Genomic DNA, 24331 nt, shown 5'->3' on the forward strand with positions numbered 1-24331 from the left:
GCTGGCTCGTGCCGGCGTGGAGGGCAAGTGCTTGGGGCGTGAGCATCGGCGGCGGTCAGGGTATCGCCAGCATTTTTGAGCGGGCATGAGGGCGACGCTGTTCGTCTCGCCAGGCGCGTGCAGCCTGGCCTGCCATGTGGTGGTTCTAGAGGCAGGGTTGCCCATCCATGTGGTCCCCGTCGACCTCAGAGACCCGGCGGCACCACACCGGGCAGTCAATCCGCTGGGCCGTGTGCCCACTCTGATCACGGCGGCAGGCGAGGTACTGACAGAAAATTCGGCATTGCTACCTTACTTGGCCGATCAGTCGCCAAGCAGTGGCCTGCTGGCGCCCGTGGGCACGGTGTTGCGCGCACGCACCCAGGCATGGGTGGGTTACCTCAACGCCGAAATTCATACGGGGTGTTTTCGAGCCATCAACCGGCCGCAACGGTACTGCCTCGATATGAAAGGGCAAGCCACTGTTCGCGAGCAAGCCCTGCTGCGGTTGCAAGAAGCTTTGGAGCCCATTGAATCGGCTCTTCAAGACCGGGCCACGCTGGACGGCGAACACTTCACCATCGCTGACGCTTACCTCGGCGTGTTCGGCGCGTGGGTGCGGGCACTGGGTGCCGACTTTGATCGCTTCACCGAACTGCATCGCTTTGGACGTGGGTACGAACAGCGAGCCAGTGTCATGCGTGCAAGAGCCTGGGAATCGACGACGCAGCCTTGAGCTGCCACCAGCGCTTCAACCGGGTGACAAGACCCCGCCTTTGCCTTCTCAAGCCATCCAATGAATTCGTCACAAGTTAAAAATTTGTCGCTACACGCCAAAAAGAATGGCGAGTGGGGGCTCCATCATCCGCACACCTGATTCACCCGTGGTCCGAGGCTTGGAGGCAGCGCGACATAACCTTTCACGAAACCAGTCGCTCCCGGTCATCACGGCAGCGCATCGTGCGTCGTGCGTCGTGCGTCGTGATGAGTTTCTGCCTTCTCTACCGATAGCATCCCAATCACCAGGGATGAGCTGTCGGTGAAGCGGCGTCAGCCGGGTCGCGGCAACCTTGTTACGGGCTTTCCGTATGCAACCGCCAGTCCGACCAGCACCGGTCGCTGTTCCCAACAGCCGCTACGTGGCAATCAGCGCGAGCACCCTGGTCAGCACCCAATGACAGTCCGTCGTTGCAAAACGCTCAGCCGCTGCTCTGAATTGAACGGTTTCACTGGGTCGAAATCGCCTGTCTAAGCGATGGTGAAGCGGTTACAGATCCGGCCCGGTGAAGTCTTGAATTCCGTTCGGGCTGAGCCTGTCGAAACCCTTCGACAGGCTCAGCCCGAACGGTTGCTACTTCATTGGGCCGGAGCAATAGTGTTGCTGCGCCTGCCAGGTCGCAGAAGCCCTATGACTCCTGCACCTCGTATAAACGCCACACAGACCAGCGCCGGTCGCTATGCCCAACAGCCGGTTCGAGGCAATCGTCATCAGCACACTTGGCAGCACCCACCGGCCGATATCCCTGCACACGAGACTTTGACCTTGAGTGACCGGACGACCGCAACGGCTCGAAAACAGCCCATGAACTCCAGCCCCGTTCCCCTCACCCCAACAAAGCCTTGGCCGCATCCACACGCAGCGCCAGCGCCACGCTGCTGTCGTTCATCACATCCAGCAAAAACAGGCGCGGGTCTTCGTAGGGGCCGACCAGCGCGGCATGGTGCGGGCTTGGGGCTGATGGGGCTGTTGCAGCCGACGACGCAGGCGCTACCGGTGCGGCTGCCACAGCTGGCGCAGGCGCAGGCGCTGCGGTCTGCAACAGCTTCAGTGCAGCCCGCCAGTCGTCTGGTGCAATGCAACCCTGCCGGCTGAGCAGTTCGGCCTGGGCGTCTTCGCCGGGCTGAAGGTCGAGCGACGGATCGTCGCCGCCAAACACAGCGGCCAGATCGGGGGCGACGAAGGCGGACCAGCGGTCGGGCGCGTGGCGCGCAGGAATGCGGGGTGCTGGCCATGGCGTGGCGTCTGCGGTAGGCCACAGCTTCACCCGGTCGGGCTTCAGGTCGGCCAGGTAGTGCTGTTGCAGGCCCTGGAGAAACGCCACCGCTTCACCCAGCGGCACGGGCTGGGCGAGTGAAAACCAGAGTTCAAACGCATCGACACCGTTCACGGCGATGGCGGGCGCGGGCAAGGCCAGGTCGGCCTGCACACCGCGCCACAAGGGTGACAGGGTGGCCCAGTCGGCAGGCTTGCCCAGCGCCAGCACCATGGCACGCACCTGGCCTTCTGGCCCGATGAGGCCGCCGCCGGACATGCTTTGGGTGGTGCTGTCGGCGGTGGGCAGTTGGTACAGGCGTTGGTGCTGGGTTTGCAGGCGGGTCATGCGGGCATGTTACCCGCGAGCACCCAGGCTGGCGGGGGTGTGCTGGCGTGGCTTATTTGCCGCCGCGCACCTGGGACACCGCGCCTTGCACTTCTTTCCACAGGGCCTCGCCCACGTTGGCAGAAATACTGGCGTTGATGGCGCCCAGCTTTTCGCGCATGCGGTTGGCCTCAGCAGGTGACAGCTCGTTGATCTGCATGCCTTTGCCTTTCAGGTCGGCCAGCGCTTTGTCGGCTTCGGCGCGGGTGTCTTTGCGCTCAAAGTCGCGGCTCTTCTTGGCGGCGTCGAGCAACACCTTTTGCTCGTCTTTGCTCAGCCCGTCCCAATACTTCTTGCTCACCAGCACGATCCAGGGGCTGTAGACGTGGTTGGTCACCGTCAGGTACTTCTGCACCTCGTAGAACTTGCTGGACAGGATGGTGTTGTAGGGGTTCTCCTGGCCATCAACCGTCTTGGTTTCCAGCGCGGTGAACAGCTCCGAGAAGGGCAGCGGCACGGCGTTGGCGCCCAGGGTCTTGAAGCTGTCGATGAACACGTTGTTCTGCATCACGCGCAGCTTGATGCCGTCCATGTCTTCCAGCTTGGTCACGGCGCGCTTGTTGTTGGTGAGGTTGCGAAAGCCGTTCTCCCAATACACCAAGCCCACCAGACCTTTTTCCTGCAGCTTGTCCATCACCTTCTGGCCCACGGGGCCGTCGAGCACGGCGTCGGCTTCTTTGGTGTTGTTGAACAGGAAAGGCGTGTCCCAGATCGCCATTTCCTTGGTGATGCCCACCAGCGTGGCGGTGGAGCCCACCATCATTTCCTGCGCGCCACCAATCAGCGCCTGCTGCATCTGCACGTCGGAGCCCAGCGCAGCAGCGCCGATGGCGCGCAGCTTCATCTTGCCGCCCGAGGCTTTTTCCACCTCGTCGGCAAATACCTTGGCGGCGCGGCCTTGGTTAGACACCTCGTTGAGGCCATAGCCGAAGCGAATGATGCGGTTCTTGATGTCTTGCGCCTGGGCCAGACTGGCGCCCAGTGTGGCCAGGGTGACCGCGGCGGCCACGGCGAGTTGTTTGAGTTTCATGGTTTGTCTCCTGAGGATGAAAGCGACCAAGGCCGCGGGGGGAACGAAAACGAACTGCGCGTGCGCAGCGGCTAGAACATCAACTTCAAAGGCCACAACACAATGGCGGGGAACAGAATCAGCAGCACCAGCATGGTGAAATAGACGGCCAGGAACGGCATCACACCTTTGATGACCGGCTCCATGCGCAGACCGCCCACACCGGCCACCACATTGAGCACGGTGCCCACCGGCGGAGTGAGCAGGCCGAGGCAGCCCACAAAGATGAACACGAAGCCGAAATACACTGGGTCGATGCCAGCCTTGGCGGCCAGCGGCGCCAGCACCGGCGCCAGAATCAAGATGGTGGGGGTGAGGTCCATCACCATGCCCACAGCCAGCAAAAACAGGCACACCACGGCCATGAACAGCATGGGGCTTTGCAGCAGTGGACCCATGTTGGCGGCCAGCTGGCTGGGCAAGTCGGCCAGCGTGATCATGTAAGACGCGGCTGTGGCCGCACCACACAGAAACATCACCACGCCCGTGGTGCGCGATGCGTCCACCAGCACGCGGTACAGGCGCTGCAGGTTCAGTTCGCGGTAAATCAGCGTGGCCACCAGTAGCGCGTACACCGCAGCCACCACGGCGGCTTCGGTGGGCGTGAAAAAGCCGAAGCGCAAACCGCCAATGATGATCACCGGCATCATCAGCGCCCAGGCGCTGTCGCCCAGCACGCTGCGGCGCTCGGTCCAGCTGGTTTTTTCAGCCACGGGCAGCTGCTTTTTGCGGGCAATGCCGCGCCACACCATCACCAGCGCACAGGCCATCAGAATGCCCGGCACGATGCCGGCCAGAAACAACTTGCTGATGGACGTATTGGTCGTCACGCCGTAGATCACCATGGGCATGGACGGCGGCACGATGGGCGCGATGATGCCGCCCGAGGCGATGAGGCCCGCGCTGGAGCCGTCGGGGTAGTTCTGCTTGCGCATCATGGGCAGCAACAGCGTGGCCAGGGCTGCGGTGTCGGCAATGGCCGAGCCGCTCATGGAAGCCAGCATGAGCGATGCCGCAATGGCCACATAGCCCAAGCCGCCCGGAATATGCCCCACCATGGAACGTGCCAGGTCGATGATGCGGCGGCTCAAGCCACCCGCGTTCATCAGCTCGCCGGCCAAGATGAAGAAGGGCACCGCCAGCAGCGGAAAGCTGTCAAACCCGGCTTGCACGTTTTGCGCCAGCAACTGGGCATCGAAAAAGTCCAGGTGCACCATCAGCGCCAGCGCAGTGAGCATGAGCGCAAACGCAATAGGCACACCCACCGTCATGGTGGCAAACAGCACCGCCAGAAAAATCGCGATGGTCATGCTTGCGCTCCCTCGTTGGCCGTGCCGTGGGGTGGTGTGTGGCCGCGCAGATCGTTCCAGCTTTGCAGCAGCAGCAACACGGCCATGCACACGCCCATGACCAGCGTGCCCGCGGCGCCCAGCGCCAGGGGGTAGTTCATCACCGGGCTGCGGCTGTCCATACCCACGAGCACTTGTGACCAGGAACCGTCGATGAGGTAATACAAAGCCACTGCGATCAGGCCCCGGGACAGCCAACGCAGCACCGCCGCCTTGGCACCGCTCAGGCGGGCGGTCACCAAGTCAAAGCCCAGGTGCTTGCCCTCGCCAAACGCCAGCGTGGCCGACAGACACACCAGCCATACAAACAGCAGCCGCGACAGCTCTTCAGACACCACCCAGCCCGTGCCCCAAAAGTAGCGCTGCACCACGTTGCCAAACACCGCCAGCACCATGCCCAGCATGCACAAGGCCATCAGGCCTTCGACCAGATTTTTCAGGAATTTGCCCAATGACATGGCTCAGGCCTCCAGCGGGTTGACAGAAAACGCCGCCTGCGCCCAGCGCACCACCTCGGGCAGCAGCTGGTCCAGCGGGCGGCTGGCGTCGAGCCGCAACACACCGGGCTCCAGGCTCGGGTCTTCCAGCGTGGCGAACTGGCTGGCCACCAGGCTTACCGGAAACAGGTGCGCTGCGCGGGAGGCCACGCGTTCACGCGCCTGCTCTTGCGTGAGATCAAGAAACACAAACCGCAAACATGGCACGGCTGTGCGCAGCCGGTTGCGGTAGCGCTGTCTCAGCGCAGAACACGTCAACACCACGCCGCCGGGGTGCTGTTGCAACTGCTGCGCCAGCAGGTCAAGCCAGGCTTCGCGGTCGGCATCGTCCAGTGGGGTACCGCTGCGCATCTTGTTGATGTTGGTGGCGGAATGGAAATCATCGCCCTCCAGCAGCGGAATGTTCAGGGCCTCAGCGCAACGTTGGCCAAGGCTGGATTTGCCGCAACCGGCCACACCCATCACCACCAGAAACGGCCCTGAAGTCAGTTCTTTTAACGCAGAAGGCATTTGGATAGCGCTGTCCCAACGGGGTCAAAAAAATCAGACGCTGGCGGGATTCGAATAGAAAAAACCGGCAGGGTCTGCGTGCTCAGTCCGCGGTTGCGAACTGATTTGGATAGCGCTATCCTATGCAAAAAACCAACCCACAAAAATCAGGGAAAACCCTTGAACCCTACCGACCGCAAGCGCCGCCCCAGTGGCCGCACCACCCTGAGCGACGTGGCCCGCGCCGCTGAAGTGAGCCCCATCACCGCCTCACGCGCGCTGCGGGGCGAACGCAGTGTGGCGCCTGAGCTGGTGGAGCGCGTGAAGCAAGCCGCCAAACAACTGGGCTATGTGCCCGACCCGGCCGCCCGGGCGCTGGCTTCGCAGCGCAGCAACCAGGTGCCGGTACTGGTGCCGCTGCTGTCCAACGCCCTGTTTGTTGACGTGCTGGAGGCCGTACACGGCACGCTGCTGCCGCAGGGTTTTCAAACGCTGATTGGCGTGACGCACTACAGCGCCGAGCAAGAAGAACAGCTGCTGCGTTCTTACCTGGCACACCGCCCGGCCGGCCTGCTGCTCACCGGCTTTGACCGCACCGAAGCGGCCCGCCAGCTGATTGCGGGCAGCGGCGTGCCTTGCGTGCACCTGATGGAACTCACCAGCGCCAGCGGTGTGTATTGCGTGGGCTTTTCGCAGGTCGACGCGGGTCACGCCATCACCCAGCACCTGCTGCAGCGCGGGCGCCGGCGCATCGCGTTTGTGGCGGCCCAACTCGACCCGCGCACGATGCAACGCGCCGAAGGCTACCGGCGTTGCCTGCGCGAGCAAGGGCTGTACGACGCTCGCCTGGAGCTGCTGAGCCCCCAACCCTCGTCGATGCGCTTGGGTGGTGAACTGCTGCAAGACCTGCTGCGCACCCGATCGGATGTGGACGCCGTCTTTTTCTGCAACGACGACCTGGCCCAGGGCGCACTGCTGGCCGCCCTGCGGCTGGGCATTGACGTCCCGGGCCGCCTGGCGGTGGCGGGCTTCAATGACCTGTCGGGCAGCGACCAGATGGTGCCGCCACTCACCACCGTGCGCACCCCACGTGGCACCATTGGCGAGGCCAGCGCCCGCATGCTGCTCAGCCTGATGCGTGGCGAGTTGCCCGCCCAGCATTCGCTGGACCTGGGTTTCGAGCTGGTGGTACGCGGCAGCAGCTGAGCGCACACCACAGCCATTCACACCACCGCAGCGGGCGCTCTGCCCGGGCTATCTGGTGGGCGCCCCAGTGCCCTCCACCACGCGAAACGGCCCCTGCCCAATTTCCACCGGCCCCACCAAGCACAAACTTTGCGCCACAAACTAGGGTAATTCCCAGCCAAGATATGCAAGAGCGTACAAGAAATGCCCTTTTGCGTACAAATTTCGAAGGGCTTCGTCTTCACAATTCCCACACGGTCTGCGATGACCGTCGAATGGCAACACACCCCAACAGGAGACAACCGTGAAACTTCGCTTCGCCACCGCCCTCACCGCCGCGCTGTTCAGCGCCGGCCTGGCACACGCCAACACCGAGCTTGTGATTGCCACCGTGAACAACGGTCACATGATCGAAATGCAAAAGCTCGGCAAGCATTTCGAGGCCGCCAACCCGGACATCAAGCTGAAATGGGTCACGCTGGAGGAAGGCGTGCTGCGCCAGCGCGTCACCACCGACATCGCCACCAAAGGCGGCCAGTTTGACGTGATGACCATCGGCATGTACGAGACGCCGATCTGGGGCAAGAAAGGCTGGCTGCAAGAGCTGAAAACCGACGCTGCTTACGACGTAGACGACCTGCTGCCCGCCATGCGCAATGGCCTGAGCGTGGACGGCAAGCTGTTCGCAGCACCCTTTTACGGCGAAAGCTCCATGCTCATGTACCGCAAGGACCTGGCCGACAAAGCCGGCGTGACCGTGCCCGAGCGCCCCACCTGGACGCAGATCAAAGACCTGGCCGCCAAGATGCACGACCCCAAGGCGGGCGTGTACGGCATCTGCCTGCGCGGCAAGCCGGGCTGGGGCGACAACATGGCCTTCCTGAGCACGCTGGTGAACACTTTTGGCGGCCAGTGGTTCGACATGACCTGGAAGCCCCAGCTGGAAAGCAAACCCTGGAAAGACGCGATCACGTTTTACGTGGACTTGCTGAAGAACTACGGCCCTCCAGGCTCGTCGGCCAACAGCTTCAACGAGATCCTGGCGCTGACCAACTCGGGCAAGTGCGGCATGTGGATTGACGCGACCATTGCGGCCTCGTTCGTGAGCGACCCCAAGCAATCGTCGGTGGCCGACAAGATGGCTTTTGCCCAGGCGCCCACGCAAGTGACGCCCAAGGGTGCGAACTGGCTGTGGGCCTGGTCGCTGGCGATTCCAGCGGGCTCCAAGAAAGTGGACGCTGCGCAGAAGTTCATCGGCTGGGCCACTTCTAAAGACTACATCCAGCTGGTGGGCAAAACCAACGGCTGGGGCACCGTGCCCACGGGCACCCGCAAGAGCACCTACGCCAACGCGGACTTCCTGAAGGCTGCACGCTTTGCCACGGCTGAAAAAACGGCCATCGACTCGGCAAACCCGAACGACTCGACGCTGCCCAAGAGCCCGTACGTGGGCGTGCAGTTCGCGGCCATTCCCGAGTTCCAGTCGATCGGCATCGCGGTGGGCCAGCAGATGAGCGCTGCGCTGGCAGGCAAGGTTTCGGTGGATGCCGCACTGAAGGCGGGCCAAGTGGCTGCTGACCGCGAAATGAAGCGGGCCGGTTACTACAAGTGAGCCAGGGAGCCGCGCTGCGGCTCTTCCCTCCCCTCTCCCGCTCGCGGGAGAGGGAGTTGCCCCTCAAGCCCCCGAGGCACGCCATGAACCGCCTTCTCCCCCGCCTGCTGCTCACCCCCGCGGTGGCCACGCTCCTCCTTTGGATGATCGTGCCGCTGGTGATGACGATTTACTTTTCGGTCATCCGCTTCAACCTGCTCGCCCCCGAGCAGACCGGCTTCGTCGGTCTGGAAAATTTCGAATATTTCGTCACCGACCCGTCCTTTGGCGCGGCGGTGCTCAATACGGTGCTCCTGCTGGGCAGCGTCATTCTGATCACTGTGGTGCTGGGCATTGCGCTGGCACTGCTGATCAACGAGCCCTTCGCTGGCCGTGGCCTCGTTCGCGTCTTGCTGATTTCGCCCTTCTTCGTCATGCCCACCGTCAATGCCCTGATGTGGAAGAACATGATGATGAACCCGATCTACGGCGTGCTGGCCCAAGTGTGGATTTTCTTTGGCATGGAGCCCGTGGACTGGCTCACCGACCACCCGCTGTTCTCCATCATCATCATGGTGTCGTGGCAATGGCTGCCCTTTGCCACGCTGATCTTCATGACCGCGCTGCAAAGCATGAACCGCGAGCAGCTTGAGGCCTCGCGCATGGACGGGGCGACTTACCTGCAGCAGCTGCGCTACCTCTACATCCCCCACCTGGGCCGCTCGGTGGCCGTGGTGGTGATGATCGAACTCATCTTCTTGCTCAGCGTGTTCGCCGAAATCTACACCACCACCGGTGGTGGCCCGGGCGACGCCAGCACCAACGTGGCCTTCCTCATCTTCAAGCAAGCCCTGCTCAATTTTGATGCCGGCGTGGCATCGGCGGGTGCGCTGTTTGCGGTCGTGCTGGCCAACATCGCCGCCATTTTCATGATCCGCATGGTCGGCAAAAACCTGGACAAGTGAGCACACCACCATGGCACGTCAATCCACCTACACACCGGCCTACGCCGTGCGCACCCTGGGCGCCTGGGGCGTGGCACTGCTGCTGTTCTTTCCGCTGGGCTGGCTGCTGCTGACCGCGTTCAAAACCGAGCTGCAAGCGATTGCGGTACCGCCCGAGCTGATCTTTGCACCCACGCTGGAAAACTTTCACGAAGTGCAAGAGCGAAGCGATTACTTGCTGTACGCCAAAAACTCGGTCATCACCAGCGTGCTGTCCACGCTCATCGGCCTGCTGATCGCGGCCCCGGCGGCTTACGCCATGGCCTTCATCAAGGGCAAATACACCAAAGACATTTTGATGTGGATGCTCTCCACCAAGATGATGCCCGCCGTGGGTGCGCTGGTGCCCATCTACGTGCTGGCGCAGAAAAGCCACCTGCTGGACACCCAGCTCGCGCTGATCATCGTGTTCACGCTCTCCAACCTGCCCATCATGGTCTGGATGCTGTATTCGCACTTCAAGGACATTCCCCACGAAATTCTGGAAGCCGCGCGCATGGACGGCGCCACGCTCTGGCAAGAGGCGCGCCTGGTGCTGCTGCCGCTGGCCATGGGCGGGTTTGCGTCCACCGGCTTGCTGTGCCTGGTGCTGAGCTGGAACGAAGCCTTCTGGAGCCTGAACCTGACCGCTGCCAAGGGCGGCACGCTGGCCACGCTGATTGCCAGCTACTCCAGCCCCGAAGGTCTGTTCTGGGCCAAGCTCTCCGCCGCCTCGCTGATGGCCATTGCGCCCATCGTGATCTTTGGCTGGTTCAGCCAGAAACAGCTCGTGCAAGGTTTGACTTTCGGCGCCGTCAAATGACGGCACACCCCCGCCGCACAGCGCGCGACCCCCTCCAGGGGGCGCGACTGGCGGCCCGGCAAAGCCGGTTCCGCGGTCGCTCTGACCAACACCCCTTCGCTCGCAGCGCTCCTGCAGCATCGAACATCTGAGGAGTCATTCCAGTGGCCTACCTGCAACTCAAAGGCATCGAAAAATTCTTCGGTGACCACCGCGCCATCAAAGGTATCGACCTGGACATCCAGCCCGGCGAGTTCATCGTTTTTGTGGGCCCATCGGGCTGCGGCAAGTCCACCCTGCTGCGGCTCATTGCCGGGCTGGAGCACATCGACGGCGGCACGCTCAGCCTGGAGGGCCGCGACATCACGCACCTGCCTTCAAGCAAGCGCGACCTGGCCATGGTGTTCCAGAGCTACGCGCTGTACCCGCACATGAGCGTGTATGAAAACATGAGCTTCGCGCTCAAGCTGGCCAAGGAAGACCCGGCGGTCATCAAAGACAAGGTGGAACGGGCCGCGAAGATTCTTAACCTGACGCCCTACCTGCAGCGCACGCCCAAAGACCTCTCGGGCGGCCAGCGCCAGCGGGTGGCCATTGGCCGCGCCATCGTGCGTGCGCCCAAGGTGTTTCTGTTTGATGAACCGCTCTCCAACCTGGACGCGGCGCTGCGCGGCCAGACCCGTGTAGAAATTGCCAAGCTGCACCGCGACCTGGGCGCCACCACCATTTATGTGACGCACGACCAGGTGGAAGCCATGACGCTGGCCGACCGCGTGGTGGTGCTGCGCGACGGCTTGATTGAGCAAGTGGGCACGCCGCTGGCGTTGTACGACCACCCGGCCAACCAGTTCGTGGCCCAGTTCATTGGCACACCCCAAATGAACGTGGTGCCACTGGCGCAATTGCCCGCAGCCGTGCAGCAACTGGCCCCGGCAGGCACTGCGGGCGGCTCCATGGGTTTGCGCCCCGAAAACGTGGTGCTGCACCCCAGCGGGCAAGGCGCCATTCGGGGCCAGGTGGACCTGGTGGAAGCCCTGGGCGCCGAAACGCTGGTGTATGTGAGCACGGCCGAAGGCGCTCAGCTGGTGGCCCGCCTGAGCGAGCGCACGCCCCTGGTGGCCGGCAATCCGGTCACGCTGGACGTGGCCACCGACCACGCCCACTGGTTTGACGCCACCGGCCATGTGGTGCGCCGCAAAGCCGCGTGAAAACGCCCCGTTCACACACCCTACCAAGCACATGAGCGCTCCACACCCCTTGAACGGCCAGGTAGCCGCCGTGACAGGCGCCGCATCGGGCATCGGTTTTGCCAGCGCCCAGGCGCTGGTGGAAGCCGGTGCGCAGGTCGTGCTGATCGACCGCGACACCCAAGCCCTGGCCGAAGCCTGCAACACACTGGGCGCCGCCGCCCTGCCGCTGACGCTGGACCTGCTGGACACCGCACAGTGCGCAGCCCTGCCCGAGCGCATTTTGGCGCTGGCCGGGCGGCTCGACGTTTTTCACGCCAACGCCGGCCTGTACGTGGGCGGTGACCTGGTGGACGCCACCGACGATGCCATCGACCGCATGCTCCAGCTGAACATCAACGTGGTGATGAAAAACGTGCGCGGCGTGCTGCCGCACATGATCGCGCGCGGCAGCGGCGACATCATCGTCACCAGCTCGCTGGCCGCGCACTTTCCGACGCCCTGGGAGCCGGTTTACGCATCAAGCAAATGGGCCATCGACTGCTTTGTGCAGACCGTGCGCCGCCAGGTGTTCAAGCACGGCATCCGCGTCGGCGCCATTTCGCCGGGCCCAGTCATCACCTCGCTGCTCGCCGACTGGCCGGCCGACAAGCTGGCCCAGGCCAAGGCCAGCGCCAGCCTGCTGGATGCGGCGGAGGTGGCCGACGTCGTGCTGTTCATGCTCACGCGCCCGCGCGGCATGACGATCCGCGACGTGGTCATGATGCCGACGAACTTCGACCTCTGAACCTTTTCCACCTGCCACACGAACCATGAACACCATCCTGCACCTGGGCCTGGGCTCGTTCCACCGCGCACACCAGGCGGTTTATGTCCACCAGCTGCGCCAACTCGGTGACACCGGCTGGAGCATCGCTGCGGGCAACCTGCGGCCCGACATGCTGGACACCATCGCCACCCTGCAAGCGCAAGGTGGTGCCTACACGCTGGAAACGGTCACACCGCAAGGCGAGCGCAGCTACACGCGCATCACATCCATTGACCGCGTGCTGCCGTACCAGCCCGACCTGGCACCCCTGGTGGCGGTGGCGGCCGACCCGGCCACGCGCATCATCAGCTTCACCGTCACCGAGGCCGGCTATTACCTGGACGCAGCCAACCAGCTGGACTGGGCCAGCTTCCCCGACCTGCGCGCCGATCTGGCAGCGGTGAAAGCCGGCCAGGCCGGTCACACCCTTTACGGCAGCCTCGTCACGCTGCTGCGCGCGCGCATGGCGGCCAGCGCCGGCCCGGTCACGCTGATGAACTGCGACAACCTGCGCCACAACGGCGAGCGCTCACGCAGCGGCCTGCTGCAGTTCATTGACGCGCTGGGCGACGGACCGCTCATGGCATGGGTCGATTCCCACACCAGCAGCCCCAACGGCATGGTGGACCGCATCACCCCGCGCCCCACGCCCGAGGTGGCCGAGCGCGTGAAAGCGGCCACCGGCGTGGACGACCCGGCGGCCCTCATGGGGGAAAGCTTCATCCAGTGGGTGATTGAAGACAACTTCATTGCCGGGCGCCCCGAGTGGGAAAAGGTCGGCGTGGACATGGTGGACTCGGTTGACGCCTTTGAAGAAGCCAAGATCCGCCTGCTCAACGCCACGCACAGCTGCATCGCCTGGGCCGGCACGCTGGTGGGCTACCACTACATCCACGAGGGCACACAACACGCGGTGATCCGCCGGTTCGCCTACGATTACGTGACCGACGACGTGATCCCCGTGCTGCATACACCCGAAAAACCCTGCCCCATCAACCTGCCCCAATACCGCGATGTGGTGCTCGACCGATTCAGCAACCCGGCCCTTGCCGACACCAACCAGCGCGTGGCCATGGACGGCTTCAGCAAAATCCCGGGCTTCATCGCGCCCACCCTGCGCGAGCGGCTGGCGCGCGGCGAAACGGTAGACAGCGTGGCCATGCTGCCGGCGCTGTTCCTGGCTTACTTGCAGCGCTGGCACGCGGGCGACATTGCGTACACCTACCAGGACCAGGCCATGAAACCAGAAGTTGCTCAAGCCATCTGCGAAGCGCCCGACCCCGTGGCCGCCTTTTGTGCCGACGCCACGCTGTGGGGCGAGCTGGCCGGCGACGCCCGGCTGGTCGACGCTGTGCGGCGCGCCCGCGAGCGCGTGGGCCGCTTCGTGACTGCGCACACCGGCGTGAGCGCAACCGCCGCTGCCTGATCGGGGCGGCCAGACCTGGAACTCCAATGACCGTTCGCAGCCGCACCGTCCCGCGCCAGATCAAGCCCGAACTGGAGCTGGAGCTGGCCCGCTCGCCCAACCTGGGCTACGAGTCGTCCACCGACGTGGGCTTTGTGCGCTGCCTGGCGCACGGTTTCCCCACGCCGCTGGCGCGCTGGCACTACCACGACGAATACGAGCTGCACCTGATCACCAGCACCAGCGGCAAGCTGTTTGTGGGCGACTGGATCGGGCCTTTCCAGGCCGGGCAGCTGGTGCTCACCGGCCCGCGCCTGCCGCACAACTGGGTCAGCCTGGACATGCCCGAGGGCGGCGTGGCCCAGCGCGACCTGGTGATCCAGTTTTCGCACGAGCCGCTGGTGCGCGCGAGCGAAAACATCCCCGAGCTGGCCGAGGTGCTGCCACTGCTGGAGCGCGCCAAACACGGCATTGAGTTTTTCGGCATGTCCGAGTCTGCCGAAGCACACTGGCGCAAGGTGAAAGGCACCCGAGGCCTCAAGCGCTTCACCGCGTTTTGCGATTTTCTGAGCGACCTGGCCGCCTGCACCGACTACCGCCTGCTCTCCAGCGTGCAGCTGCAAAGCACCGACGACGACGCCTCGCTCGACCAGATCAACGCCCTGGTCAGCCGCATCACCGAGCACCTGGCCGATGAACACTCGGCTGCTGCACTGGCCGCCGAACTGGACATGAGCGAGAGCAAGTTCAGCCGCTTCTTTCGCAAGGCCACCGGCAACACCTTCACCGACTTCGTCAACCGCGTGCGCATCAGCCGCGCCTGCCAGTTGTTGATGGACACCGACCAGCAAGTGACCAACATCTGCTTTGACGTGGGCTTCAACAACGTGGCCAACTTCAACCGCCGCTTTCTGGAAATCCGGGGCATGACGCCGACGGAGTTCCGCAAGCAGTCCTTCACACGCTTTCGCGGTGCCGCCTAGGTGAAGCACCCCCCGCGCCGCTTCGCGTCACCCCCCCAGGGGGGCGGCACTGGCCGTCCGGCAAAGTCGGCCCGACGGTGCCCTGGGTTGGACCTCGCGCTGCGGGCAAGCCCCTGCAGGGGCTGATCTGGCCTGGGGCGACCCGACGCGCCAGATCGTCCTCTCCATCCAACACAAAACATGTACCTCGGTCTCGACCTCGGCACCTCCGAACTCAAAGCCTTGCTGCTCTCCGACCAGCACCAGGTCATCGCCACCGCCCGCGCGCCGCTCACCGTGCAGCGCCCGCAGCCCCTCTGGTCCGAACAGGACCCGGCGGCCTGGTGGCAGGCGCTCGAAACCGTCATGGGCCAGTTGCAGCGCGAACACCCCCAAGCGCTTGCAAAGCTCCAGGGCATCGGCCTGTCGGGCCAGATGCACGGCGCCACCCTGCTCGACGCCTGCGATGCCGTGTTGCGCCCGGCCATCCTCTGGAACGACGGCCGCAGCGGTGCGCAATGTGAACAGCTCACCCGCGACGTGCCCGATCTGGCAGCCATCACCGGCAACCTGGCCATGCCCGGCTTCACCGCGCCCAAGCTGCAGTGGGTGCGCGAACACGAACCCGCCGTGTTTGCCAAAACCCGGCGCGTGCTGCTGCCCAAAGACTGGCTGCGCCTGAAACTCACCGGCGAAGCGGTGAGTGACATGTCCGACGCCGCCGGCACCCTGTGGCTTGACGTGGGCCGGCGTGACTGGTCCGACACGGTGCTGCAAGCCACCGGCCTCAGCCGCGCGCACATGCCGCGCCTGGTGGACGGCAGCGCGGTCTCAGCCTTCGTCAAGCCCGAGCTGTGCCAGCGCTGGGGCCTGCCAGCGCACGTACCGATGGCCGGTGGCGCGGGCGACAACGCCGCCAGCGCTGTCGGCATGGGCCTGGTGCGCCCGGGCGAGGGGTTTGTGTCGCTCGGCACCTCGGGCGTGGTCTTCGTCAGCGGCGCGGCCTTCGCGCCCAACCCAGCCCAGGCATTGCACGCCTTTTGCCACGCCCTGCCCGGCCGCTGGCATGTGATGAGCGTGATGCTGAGCGCCGCCAGCGCCGTGACCTGGGCCACCCAGATGCTCGGCTTTGACAACGAAGCCACCCTGCTGGGCGCCGCCGGCACCCTCAGCCCCGGCGAGCAGCAAACCGCCCCGGTCTTCCTGCCCTACCTGAGCGGCGAACGTTCACCCCACAACAACCCGCTCGCCAGCGGCGCCTGGACCGGCCTGCGCGCCCAGCACGGCCGCGCGCACCTGGCCTACGCTGTGGCCGAAGGCGTGGGCTTCGGCCTGCTCGACGGCCTGCGCACCATCCCGCCCACCGAGCCACCGCTTCACACACTCTCGCTGGTGGGCGGCGGCTCGCGCAGCGCCTGGTGGGCCCAGCAGCTGGCCGACACCTTTGGCCTCACGCTCACCGTGCACCAGGACTCGGAAAGCGGCGGCGCCATGGGCGCAGCCCGCCTGGCCTGGCTCGCCACCGGTGGCGCGCTGGACGCGGTATGCACCACCCCGCCCGTGCTGCAGAGCTTCACGCCCGATGCGACGCGCGCCAGATGGCTGCGCGAGCGGCATGCGCGCTTCGTGGCGTTGTATGCGGCACTGGCTTGAGACCCACCACGGTCGGTTCACTGCTGGGCGCTGGGCGCGCAGGTTCAGGCGCGGCGCCTGGTTTTAGCAGCCGACAAAGCGGTCATGAATTCAACAACAAAGTGGCAGTCTTCGTCCTGCAAAACGCCCATGTCGCCCACAGCAACTGGTGCGACATAGCCGCGAATGACTTGCAGCCCAGCGATGCGTTTGTCGATTTTTGACAGGACGTCACCGGCGAGTTGCTGAACGGCGCGTTCATCGAGTTCGCCGTGGTCGCGCTCGGCAAGCAGCAGCGCGATCTCGGCCAGCGTAAAGCCGAGTTCCTTCAAATGCATGATGGCCTTGAGCCGGTCCAGCGTGTCGCCGCCGTATTGGCGGTAACCGGCCTCAGTGCGGCTCTGTGGCGCGATCAACCCCGCTTCCTCGTACAAGCGCAACTGCCCGCGCGTCACGCTGGCCGCTTTGCACAAAGCGCTGGTGGTCTGCAAAGCCTGGAAAGCCTGAGCGGTGATGACGGTGTTCATGGTGGGGTGGTGTCAGGTGGCCAGGGTGGGTCTTCAAAGGCATCAAAACGCTTTTGCTCATGCTAAACCCGGTACCCAGGTACCAGGTCAAGGCATTTCAATCGCGTGGTTTCAAAAAAAGCCCCTTGACCTGGCACCAAGGTGCCGGGTTTTTAATGCCTCTATCGCCACAAGCACTTTGGAGCATCGCTTTGCCAACCCACCCAAGACCCCACCCAACACCCCACAAAACAGCGCTCATCACGGGCGCCTCATCCGGCATTGGCCAGGCGCTGGCCCATCACTTCGCGCGAGATGGCTACCAGCTGGTGCTGGCCGCTCGCAGCGTGGCCAAAATGCAGACCCTGGCCGATGAATTGAAAAAGCAGTTCAAGGTGGGCGTCACGGTCATTGGTGCAGACCTTGAAACCCACGGTGGTGCAGCCCAGCTGCACGCCGACATACAAGCGCACGGCATTGTCCTGAGCGCCCTCGTCAACAACGCGGGCTTCGGCGCCTTTGGCGAGTTCAAAGACTCGGCACTGCCGCAGGAACTGGCCATGATGCAGCTCAACATGCATACGGTGGTGGTGCTGACCAAGCTCTTTTTGCCCGACCTGCTGGCCACACGCGGCAAGATTTTGAACACGGCATCGACGGCGGCTTTTCAACCAGGCCCCTACATGGCGGTCTACTACGCCACCAAGTCGTTTGTGCTGAGCTTCTCGCAGGCCATTGCGTCCGAGCTGGAAGACACCGGCGTGACCGTGACGGCGCTGTGCCCCGGCCCCACGGCATCGGGCTTTCAGGACAAGGCCGACCTGGGCAACTCGGCGTTGGTGAAGGGCAAAAAACTGCCCACTTCTGAAGAAGTGGCCGCATTGGGTTACCGCGCCATGCAACGTGGGCAGCGGGTTTACATCCCGGGCTTCATGAATGCGGTCATGGCGCAAAGCATGCGATTCACACCCCGCAACCTGGCCACCAAGGTGGTCAAAGCCTTGACCCGACCCATCGCCTGATGGCCCGCACCATGATCAACCACATGAGCAGCTACTTCAGTGCAGAAAAACAGGAGAGCTTGATTTTTCTGGCCGTTGGCCTGGTGGCCATCGGCATCGGTGTGTGGCTCTGGCTGAACGGTCATCGCCTGAAGTCCATGGCCTACCCGCTGGTGGTCATTGCGCTGATGCAGATGGTGGTGGGTGGCTCGGTCTACCTCCGCACCGACACCCAATTGTCCACCTTGAGCGCTCAGCTGCAGGCGAACCCGGTGGCGCTGAAAGCCGAAGAAACCACCCGCATGCAGACGGTCATGAACAACTTTTCGATCTACAAGGCGGTCGAAATGCTGTTGCTGATCGTCGGGGTGGGGCTGATTGCTTTTCTGCAGCGCCACGACCTGGCTGCAGGTATCGGCGTGGGCCTGGTCTTGCAGGCCGCCTTGACGCTGACACTGGACATCTTTGCCGAGGCCCGGGGTTCTGACTACTTGTCTGCGCTCCATTCAATGCCCCGCTGAAGCGCTGCGGGCTGTGCCCAGGCCGTGGCCTTTTGATCCCACCAACCGGGCTGGCTCAACCGTGGTGTGCCATGTCGTCCGCGTCCAGGGCCGGCGGGCGCACCAGGTCTTCGTCTATGCCCATGATCGCGCTGGCCCGCTCGACGGCCTTCCACAGCGCTGGCGGCATCTTCAAAATCTCGTCGGGCGAATTGGCTTGCGCAATCCAGGTGCTGATTTGGTGGTGCTGCTCGGGGGTGAGCAACGCCAGGTTGAGCATTTCGTCAATGGTTTTCATCGCGTGATCGGGTGGGTCTTGGCACATGCGGCCACGTGCTCGGTGTCGCTGGGAACCATTCCCATGAAACCGAACAACGGTGTCAGGTTAATGCATTTGCGTTCCTGTCGCGGCAGGGTCCCAAACACCGGGGCCCATTTGAAGGAATGCGACAGGCCCAGCTTCGGGCCCGGCGCAGCCAGCAAGCTGGCACCCCGTTGCACCCAAGCCCGACACGGCGGCCCACAAAGCGCCCATGCCCCTGCCAACCGCAGCCCTGTGCACCGGCGCGTACCCGGCTGCTGCTCGCGCGGGCCTTGGGGTGGTGGGTACACACACCCGCCAAACGCTCCGCCTCTGACATGCCGTTACAGCCTTTGCGCCCCACTTCACCCCCGGTTCACACGCGCCCCGGATAATTCGGCTCCATGCCCCTGATATCCCTTCGCCCTGCGGTTATGGCCCTGGTCTTGGCACCCGCCGCCTTGTGGCTCGGCGCGCGCCCTGCGGCCGCCGCTACGTTTGAGCTGCCGCCGATCGACCGCATCGTCAACTACCAACCCAAACTGCCGCTGCAGGTGTTCACCGCCGACGGCGTGGAGATTGCACAGTTTGGCGCCGAGCGGCGCGACTATGTGCCACTGGCCCGCACCCCCAAGCTGCTGCAAGACGCGGTGCTGTCGGTGGAAGATGCGCGCTTTCGTGAGCACTCGGGTGTGGACCCCAAGGGCATGGCACGCGCCGCGTTCGCCATGTTGACCGGCGGACGCAAGCAGGGCGCCAGCACCATCACGCAGCAGCTGGTGCGCACCATGCTGCTCACGCGGGAGCTGACGGTGGAGCGCAAAGCCAAAGAAATTTTGCTGGCCTTCAAGGTGGAAGAAGCCTTGTCCAAAGACCGCATTCTGGAGATCTACCTCAACGAGATCTTTCTGGGCCAGCGCGCCTACGGGTTTGCCGCCGCAGCGCGCACCTATTTCGGCAAGCCCATGGACCAACTCACGCTGGCGGAAGCCGCCATGCTCGCTGGCCTGCCGCAAAACCCGTATTACGCCAACCCGGTGGCCAACTTTGACCGCGCGGTGCAGCGCCAGCGGGTGGTGCTGGAGCGCATGCGCGCCACCGGTGCCATCACCGAGCAGCAACTGGCGGTCGCACGCGCCGAAAAGTTGAGCATTCGCCCGCCCGGCCAGCGCAGCGTGAACGCTGAACACGTGGCCGAAATGGCGCGGCGTACCGTGGTCGACCGCTTCGGCGCCGGCGCCTACACCACGGGCCTGCGGGTCACCACCTCGCTGCGCGCGGCCGAGCAACGCGCCGCGTTTGATGCGGTGCAAAGCGGTGTGCTGGCCTTTGACCGCCGGGGCGCCTGGCGCGGCCCGGAAGGCTTTGAGGCCCTGCCTGCCAGCAACGGCCCAGAGTTGGAAAGTGCTGCGGCGCTGGCCCTGAAAGACCACCGCGACGACGAGACCCTGCGCGTGGCGGTGGTGCTTTCAGCATCACCCAAGGAACTGCGCGTGCAACTCGCCAGCGGCGAACGTGTGAGCGTGAAAGGCGAAGGCCTGCGCTGGGTACAGCCCGGGCTGAGCGCCAAGGCCAAGCCCGCGCTGAAACTCACCCGGGGCGCGGTGGTTCGGGTGCTCAGCAAAGGCCATGCCAAAACCAGTGAAACCTGGGCCATGGCCCAGTGGCCCGAGGCCGAAGCCGCGCTGGTGGCGCTGGACACGCAAAGTGGCCGGGTACGCGCGCTGGTGGGGGGCTTTGACTTCACGCGCCAGCCGTTCAACCACGTCACGCAAAGCTGGCGCCAACCCGGCTCGGCCTTCAAGCCGCTCTTGTATTCGGCCGCGCTGGAAGCTCGCGTGATGCCGGCCACACTGGTGGACGACCTGCCCTTCACGGCGCCCAACGGCTGGAGCCCCGGCAACGGCAACGGCGCATACAGCGGCCCCATCACGCTGCGTACGGCGCTCACCCAATCCAGCAACCTCGCCAGCGTACGGGTGCTGCAGCACGTGGGCACCCAGCGCGCGCGCGAATGGAGCACCCGCTTTGGCATGGATGCCCAGCGCCACCCCGACAACCTCACGCTGGCGCTGGGCACTGGCCTGGTGACGCCGCTGCAAATGGCCGGCGCTTATGCCACGCTGGCCAACGGCGGCTGGCGCGTGGCGCCCGTGATCATTGAAAAGATCACCGACGCACAAGGCAAGGTGCTGTTTGAAGCACCACCCCCTGCCGCCCTGACGGAAGACAACCGCGCCCTGCCCGAACGCAACGCTTACGTGATGAGCAGCCTGCTGAACGACGTGACCCGCACGGGCACGGCCGCCAGGGCGCAAGCCTTGCTCAATCGAACCGACATTTACGGCAAGACCGGCACCACCAACGACGCGGTGGACGCCTGGTTCACCGGCTACCACCCCAGCCTGGCCACCGCCGTGTGGATGGGTTACGACAAGCCGCGCAGCCTCGGTGGCGGTGCGTCTGGCGGCGCTCTGGCGCTGCCCATCTGGATCGATTTCATGGCGGCGGCCCTGAAAGGCGTGCCTGTAGCGCAGCCGCCGCAACCCCCAGCCGGCCTGAGCCGGGTGAACGGCGAATGGCTCTACAGCGAATGGGTGGACGGCGGCGGCTGGGTCAGCAGCATTTCAGACGCAGGCGGCACGCAATACGCCGGCCCGCCCACGCTGCTGGACGCGCTGCAAGAACTGTTCAAACCCTGAACCTGGAAACGACCAGCGTAAAAAAACCGACCCTTGGGTCGGTTTTTATGTGCAGCTTGGGTTTCAGCTGCCACAAATACGCGCTTTGGCCTCAGCGTATTCGCGCTTGAAACGCGCCACCAGGTCGGCAGCGGGCACCACTTCGCGGATGGCGCCAATGCCCTGGCCACAACCCCAGATGTCTTTCCAGGCCTTGGCGGCGTTGGCACCCTCGCCGGTGGAAAAGTTCATCTTGCTCGGGTCGCTCTCGGGCAGGTGGTCCGGGTCCATGCCGGCATTCTGGATGCTGCCCTTGAGGTAATTGCCGTGAATGCCGGTGTAGAAGTTGCTGTAAACGATGTCGTCCGAATTGCTCTGGGTGATCATCTGCTTGTAACCGTCCACCGCGCGCGCTTCGTCGGTGGCAATGAAGGCAGAACCGATGTAGGCGAAGTCGGCGCCCATGGCCTGCGCCGCCAGCACGGCACCGCCCGAGGCGATGGAGCCCGACAGGGCCACCGGACCATCAAACCACTCGCGGATTTCCTGCACCATCGCAAACGGGCTCTTCACGCTGGCGTGACCACCAGCACCGGCCGCCACGGGAATGAGGCCGTCGGCGCCTTTGTCAATCGCCTTGTGGGCAAACACGTTGTTGATCACGTCGTGCAGCACCACGCCGCCCCAGCTGTGCACGCCCTGGTTCACGTCCTCGCGCGCGCCCAGGCTGGTGATGATGATCGGCACCTTGTATTTGGCGCACAGCGCCATGTCCTGCTCCAGGCGGTCGTTGCTCTTGTGCACGATCTGGTTGATGGCAAAGGGCGCCGCCAGGTTGTCCGGGTTGGCAGCGTCGTGCGCGGCCAGGGCTTCGGTGATTTCGGCCAGCCACTCGTCGAGCTGCGAGGCAGGGCGCGCATTGAGCGCGGGCATGGAGCCCACCACGCCCGCCTTGCACTGGGCAATGACGAGCTTGGGGTTGCTGATGATGAACAGCGGCGAGCCGATCACCGGAAACCGGATCTTCTGCAGCACCGGGGGCAGGTAGCGTTGGCGGGTCGTCATGGGGTCTCCGTTGTGGTTTTGTGTAGGCTTGAAGGCGCGGGTGCATTCTGGGTCAGGCCCGCGCGGCGGTCTGTAGCTGGTGCGACAGACCCGGGGCTCAACAGTGCTTCAGAAGGCGTCCACCGCCATCGCGGTCACAGCGTCAGCGCCCTCCACAATGCTGTCGCGCACGCCAGGGGCGCGGCTCAGAATGTGATCGGCGTAGAAACGCGCGGTGGTGATCTTGGCCTGCATGAACACCGCGTCGGTGCCGGCGGCCAGTTGGTCTTCGGCCACCATCAGCGAGCGCGCCAGTTGCCAGCCTGCCATGAGGTTGCCGGCCAGCATCAAGTAAGGCACGCTGCCGGCAAACGCGGCGTTGGGGTTGCTGCGGGTGTTGGCCGCAATGAACTCGACCACGTCCACAAACGCTTCGCGCGCCGCTTTCAGGCGCTTGAGTACGGCCTGGGCATTGGGGCTACCGCGCTGGGCCAGCTCGCTTTCGGTTTTCTCGATCTGCGCAGCGATCGCCTTGGCGCCGGTGCCGCCATCGCGCGCGGTCTTGCGGCCCACCAGGTCGTTGGCCTGAATGGCCGTGGTGCCTTCGTAGATGGTGAGAATCTTGGCGTCGCGGTAGTACTGCGCCGCGCCGGTTTCTTCAATGAAGCCCATGCCGCCGTGCACCTGCACACCCAGGCTGGTGATCTCCAGACTCATCTCGGTGCTGTAGCCCTTGACCAGCGGCACCAGGAATTCGTAGAAGGCCGCGTTTTGCTTGCGGGTGTCGGCGTCGGGGTGGTGGTGGGCAGCGTCGTAGGCCGCAGCGGCCACAGCGGCCATGGCGCGGCAGCCTTCGGTGCTGGCGCGCATGGTCAGCAGCATGCGCTTCACGTCGGGGTGGTGAATGATGGGCGCAGCCGCGCTCAGCGAGCCGTCCACCGGGCGGCTCTGCACGCGGTCTTTCGCGTAGCCCACGGCCTTTTGGTAAGCGCGCTCGGCAATGGCAATGCCCTGCACACCCACCGCGTAGCGTGCGGCGTTCATCATGATGAACATGTACTCCAGGCCGCGGTTTTCCTGGCCCACCAGGTAACCCACCGCGCCGCCGTGGTCGCCGTACTGCAGCACGGCGGTGGGCGAGGCCTTGATGCCCATCTTGTGTTCGATGCTCACGCAGTGCACGTCGTTGCGCGCACCCAGCGAGCCATCGGCGTTGACCATGAACTTCGGCACCACAAACAGGCTGATGCCCTTCACGCCTTCGGGCGCGCCGGTCACGCGGGCGAGCACGAGGTGGACGATGTTCTCGGCCATGTCGTGCTCACCATAGGTGATGTAGATCTTGGTGCCGAACACCTTGTAGGTGCCGTCGGGCTGCGGCTCGGCGCGGCTGCGCACGGCGGCCAGGTCGGAGCCAGCCTGCGGCTCGGTCAGGTTCATGGTGCCGGTCCATTCGCCGCTCACCAGCTTTTCCAGGTAGATGGCTTTGAGCTCGTCGCTGCCGGCGGTGATCAGCGCTTCAATGGCGCCGTCGGTAAGCAGAGGGCACAGCGCAAAGCTCATGTTGGCGCTGTTCAAAATTTCACCGCAGGCCGCGCCGATGGTCTTGGGCAGGCCCTGGCCACCGAAGTCGGTGGGGTGCTGCAAACCCTGCCAGCCGCCTTCGGCGTACTGCTTGAAGGCTTCCTTGAAACCGGGCGTGGTGGTCACCGCCCCGTCCTTAAAGAACGACGGATTCTTGTCGCCTTCCCAGTTCAGCGGCGCAATCACGCCCTCGTTGAGCTTGGCACACTCCTCCAGCACCGCCTGCGCGGTTTCCAGACCCGCGTCTTCAAACCCGGGCATTTGTGACACCGCCGCAATGCCGGCGATGTGCTCCATGTTGAACAACATGTCTTTGAGGGGTGCGGTGTAGCTCATGGGGTGTGTCTCTTTGGAAA

22 protein-coding genes are annotated in these 24331 nt (G+C 64.4%); 13 read left to right on the forward strand and 9 right to left on the reverse strand.

Annotated features, from left to right (window positions below; all coding sequences use genetic code 11):
* The first annotated feature begins 85 nt into the window (after positions 1-85).
* Entirely contained in the window at positions 86-715 is a 630-nt protein-coding gene (locus ACTG4K_RS14530; RefSeq protein WP_439114927.1) for a glutathione S-transferase N-terminal domain-containing protein, read from the forward strand.
* A gap of 868 nt (positions 716-1583) precedes the next feature.
* Here ACTG4K_RS14530 and ACTG4K_RS14535 read toward each other — a convergent pair.
* From ACTG4K_RS14535 to ACTG4K_RS14555, 5 genes are all read right to left on the reverse strand, one after another.
* Positions 1584-2360, reverse strand: a complete 777-nt coding sequence (locus ACTG4K_RS14535; RefSeq protein WP_439114928.1) for a hypothetical protein — start codon at positions 2358-2360, stop codon at positions 1584-1586.
* 52 nt (positions 2361-2412) lie between these two features.
* The gene (locus tag ACTG4K_RS14540; RefSeq protein WP_439114929.1) at positions 2413-3429 is read right to left on the reverse strand and encodes a TRAP transporter substrate-binding protein; all 1017 of its coding nucleotides are present in this window, start codon (positions 3427-3429) and stop codon (positions 2413-2415) included.
* A gap of 71 nt (positions 3430-3500) precedes the next feature.
* Positions 3501-4778 (reverse strand): TRAP transporter large permease, encoded by a 1278-nt coding sequence (locus ACTG4K_RS14545; RefSeq protein WP_439114930.1) that lies wholly within the window; start codon positions 4776-4778, stop codon positions 3501-3503.
* A complete protein-coding gene (locus tag ACTG4K_RS14550) occupies positions 4775-5275 on the reverse strand; it encodes a TRAP transporter small permease (RefSeq protein WP_439114931.1) in 501 nt (166 codons plus the stop codon). Before ACTG4K_RS14550 ends, ACTG4K_RS14545 begins: the two co-directional genes overlap by 4 nt.
* 3 nt (positions 5276-5278) lie before the next feature.
* On the reverse strand, positions 5279-5824 hold the full coding sequence (locus ACTG4K_RS14555) for a gluconokinase (protein ID WP_439114932.1): 546 nt from the start codon (positions 5822-5824) through the stop codon (positions 5279-5281).
* A gap of 159 nt (positions 5825-5983) precedes the next feature.
* Between ACTG4K_RS14555 and ACTG4K_RS14560 the strand changes: the two genes are divergently transcribed.
* The 9 genes from ACTG4K_RS14560 to xylB all read left to right on the forward strand — a co-directional run bounded on the left by ACTG4K_RS14560 (position 5984) and on the right by xylB (position 16379).
* Positions 5984-7009, forward strand: coding sequence for a LacI family DNA-binding transcriptional regulator (locus ACTG4K_RS14560; protein WP_439114933.1), 1026 nt, complete (start codon positions 5984-5986; stop codon positions 7007-7009).
* A gap of 283 nt (positions 7010-7292) precedes the next feature.
* The gene (locus ACTG4K_RS14565; RefSeq protein ID WP_439114934.1) at positions 7293-8600 is read left to right on the forward strand and encodes an ABC transporter substrate-binding protein; all 1308 of its coding nucleotides are present in this window, start codon (positions 7293-7295) and stop codon (positions 8598-8600) included.
* Positions 8601-8683: 83 nt separating this feature from the next.
* The gene (locus ACTG4K_RS14570; protein ID WP_439114935.1) at positions 8684-9544 is read left to right on the forward strand and encodes a carbohydrate ABC transporter permease; all 861 of its coding nucleotides are present in this window, start codon (positions 8684-8686) and stop codon (positions 9542-9544) included.
* Positions 9545-9554: 10 nt separating this feature from the next.
* A complete protein-coding gene (locus tag ACTG4K_RS14575) occupies positions 9555-10385 on the forward strand; it encodes a carbohydrate ABC transporter permease (RefSeq protein WP_439114936.1) in 831 nt (276 codons plus the stop codon).
* 143 nt (positions 10386-10528) lie between these two features.
* Entirely contained in the window at positions 10529-11572 is a 1044-nt protein-coding gene (locus ACTG4K_RS14580; RefSeq protein WP_439114937.1) for an ABC transporter ATP-binding protein, read from the forward strand.
* A 31-nt stretch (positions 11573-11603) separates the two neighbouring features.
* The gene (locus ACTG4K_RS14585; protein WP_439114938.1) at positions 11604-12338 is read left to right on the forward strand and encodes an SDR family oxidoreductase; all 735 of its coding nucleotides are present in this window, start codon (positions 11604-11606) and stop codon (positions 12336-12338) included.
* Positions 12339-12363: 25 nt separating this feature from the next.
* Entirely contained in the window at positions 12364-13785 is a 1422-nt protein-coding gene (gene dalD / locus ACTG4K_RS14590; RefSeq protein ID WP_439114939.1) for a D-arabinitol 4-dehydrogenase, read from the forward strand.
* Between the two features lie 26 nt (positions 13786-13811).
* On the forward strand, positions 13812-14747 hold the full coding sequence (locus ACTG4K_RS14595) for an AraC family transcriptional regulator (RefSeq protein WP_439114940.1): 936 nt from the start codon (positions 13812-13814) through the stop codon (positions 14745-14747).
* Between the two features lie 180 nt (positions 14748-14927).
* Positions 14928-16379, forward strand: coding sequence for a xylulokinase (gene xylB, locus ACTG4K_RS14600; RefSeq protein WP_439114941.1), 1452 nt, complete (start codon positions 14928-14930; stop codon positions 16377-16379).
* A gap of 44 nt (positions 16380-16423) precedes the next feature.
* Here xylB and ACTG4K_RS14605 read toward each other — a convergent pair whose 3' ends face one another.
* Positions 16424-16885 (reverse strand): MerR family transcriptional regulator, encoded by a 462-nt coding sequence (locus tag ACTG4K_RS14605; protein ID WP_439114942.1) that lies wholly within the window; start codon positions 16883-16885, stop codon positions 16424-16426.
* 191 nt (positions 16886-17076) lie between these two features.
* On the opposite strand from ACTG4K_RS14605, the gene ACTG4K_RS14610 reads away from it, so the two are divergent.
* Entirely contained in the window at positions 17077-17886 is an 810-nt protein-coding gene (locus tag ACTG4K_RS14610; protein ID WP_439114943.1) for an SDR family NAD(P)-dependent oxidoreductase, read from the forward strand.
* An 11-nt stretch (positions 17887-17897) separates the two neighbouring features.
* On the forward strand, positions 17898-18386 hold the full coding sequence (locus ACTG4K_RS14615; protein WP_439114944.1) for a hypothetical protein: 489 nt from the start codon (positions 17898-17900) through the stop codon (positions 18384-18386).
* Between the two features lie 55 nt (positions 18387-18441).
* Here ACTG4K_RS14615 and ACTG4K_RS14620 read toward each other — a convergent pair whose 3' ends face one another.
* Positions 18442-18663 (reverse strand): hypothetical protein, encoded by a 222-nt coding sequence (locus ACTG4K_RS14620; protein ID WP_439114945.1) that lies wholly within the window; start codon positions 18661-18663, stop codon positions 18442-18444.
* 407 nt (positions 18664-19070) lie between these two features.
* On the opposite strand from ACTG4K_RS14620, the gene ACTG4K_RS14625 reads away from it, so the two are divergent.
* Entirely contained in the window at positions 19071-21368 is a 2298-nt protein-coding gene (locus ACTG4K_RS14625; RefSeq protein WP_439114946.1) for a penicillin-binding protein 1A, read from the forward strand.
* Positions 21369-21431: 63 nt separating this feature from the next.
* On the opposite strand, the gene ACTG4K_RS14630 is transcribed toward ACTG4K_RS14625, so the two are convergent.
* Together ACTG4K_RS14630 and ACTG4K_RS14635 are read right to left on the reverse strand one after the other, a co-directional pair.
* The gene (locus ACTG4K_RS14630; protein ID WP_439114947.1) at positions 21432-22412 is read right to left on the reverse strand and encodes an NAD(P)H-dependent flavin oxidoreductase; all 981 of its coding nucleotides are present in this window, start codon (positions 22410-22412) and stop codon (positions 21432-21434) included.
* Positions 22413-22520: 108 nt separating this feature from the next.
* The gene (locus ACTG4K_RS14635) at positions 22521-24311 is read right to left on the reverse strand and encodes an acyl-CoA dehydrogenase (RefSeq protein ID WP_439114948.1); all 1791 of its coding nucleotides are present in this window, start codon (positions 24309-24311) and stop codon (positions 22521-22523) included.
* Positions 24312-24331 lie beyond the last annotated feature (20 nt).

Origin of the sequence: Hydrogenophaga sp. (assembly GCF_965657535.1) — a bacterium.
In the GTDB taxonomy this organism is placed as follows: domain Bacteria; phylum Pseudomonadota; class Gammaproteobacteria; order Burkholderiales; family Burkholderiaceae_C; genus Hydrogenophaga.

Bases quoted from the DNA above. Each gene is read 5' to 3' on its own strand.
- ACTG4K_RS14530 (WP_439114927.1), top strand. From the start codon at position 86: ATGAGGGCGACGCTGTTCGTCTCGCCAGGCGCGTGCAGCCTGGCCTGC.
- ACTG4K_RS14535 (WP_439114928.1), bottom strand. From the start codon at position 2,360: ATGACCCGCCTGCAAACCCAGCACCAACGCCTGTACCAACTGCCCACC.
- ACTG4K_RS14540 (WP_439114929.1), bottom strand. From the start codon at position 3,429: ATGAAACTCAAACAACTCGCCGTGGCCGCCGCGGTCACCCTGGCCACA.
- ACTG4K_RS14545 (WP_439114930.1), bottom strand. From the start codon at position 4,778: ATGACCATCGCGATTTTTCTGGCGGTGCTGTTTGCCACCATGACGGTG.
- ACTG4K_RS14550 (WP_439114931.1), bottom strand. From the start codon at position 5,275: ATGTCATTGGGCAAATTCCTGAAAAATCTGGTCGAAGGCCTGATGGCC.
- ACTG4K_RS14555 (WP_439114932.1), bottom strand. From the start codon at position 5,824: ATGCCTTCTGCGTTAAAAGAACTGACTTCAGGGCCGTTTCTGGTGGTG.
- ACTG4K_RS14570 (WP_439114935.1), top strand. From the start codon at position 8,684: ATGAACCGCCTTCTCCCCCGCCTGCTGCTCACCCCCGCGGTGGCCACG.
- ACTG4K_RS14575 (WP_439114936.1), top strand. From the start codon at position 9,555: ATGGCACGTCAATCCACCTACACACCGGCCTACGCCGTGCGCACCCTG.
- ACTG4K_RS14585 (WP_439114938.1), top strand. From the start codon at position 11,604: ATGAGCGCTCCACACCCCTTGAACGGCCAGGTAGCCGCCGTGACAGGC.
- dalD (WP_439114939.1), top strand. From the start codon at position 12,364: ATGAACACCATCCTGCACCTGGGCCTGGGCTCGTTCCACCGCGCACAC.
- ACTG4K_RS14595 (WP_439114940.1), top strand. From the start codon at position 13,812: ATGACCGTTCGCAGCCGCACCGTCCCGCGCCAGATCAAGCCCGAACTG.
- xylB (WP_439114941.1), top strand. From the start codon at position 14,928: ATGTACCTCGGTCTCGACCTCGGCACCTCCGAACTCAAAGCCTTGCTG.
- ACTG4K_RS14605 (WP_439114942.1), bottom strand. From the start codon at position 16,885: ATGAACACCGTCATCACCGCTCAGGCTTTCCAGGCTTTGCAGACCACC.
- ACTG4K_RS14615 (WP_439114944.1), top strand. From the start codon at position 17,898: ATGATCAACCACATGAGCAGCTACTTCAGTGCAGAAAAACAGGAGAGC.
- ACTG4K_RS14620 (WP_439114945.1), bottom strand. From the start codon at position 18,663: ATGAAAACCATTGACGAAATGCTCAACCTGGCGTTGCTCACCCCCGAG.
- ACTG4K_RS14625 (WP_439114946.1), top strand. From the start codon at position 19,071: ATGCCCCTGATATCCCTTCGCCCTGCGGTTATGGCCCTGGTCTTGGCA.
- ACTG4K_RS14630 (WP_439114947.1), bottom strand. From the start codon at position 22,412: ATGACGACCCGCCAACGCTACCTGCCCCCGGTGCTGCAGAAGATCCGG.
- ACTG4K_RS14635 (WP_439114948.1), bottom strand. From the start codon at position 24,311: ATGAGCTACACCGCACCCCTCAAAGACATGTTGTTCAACATGGAGCAC.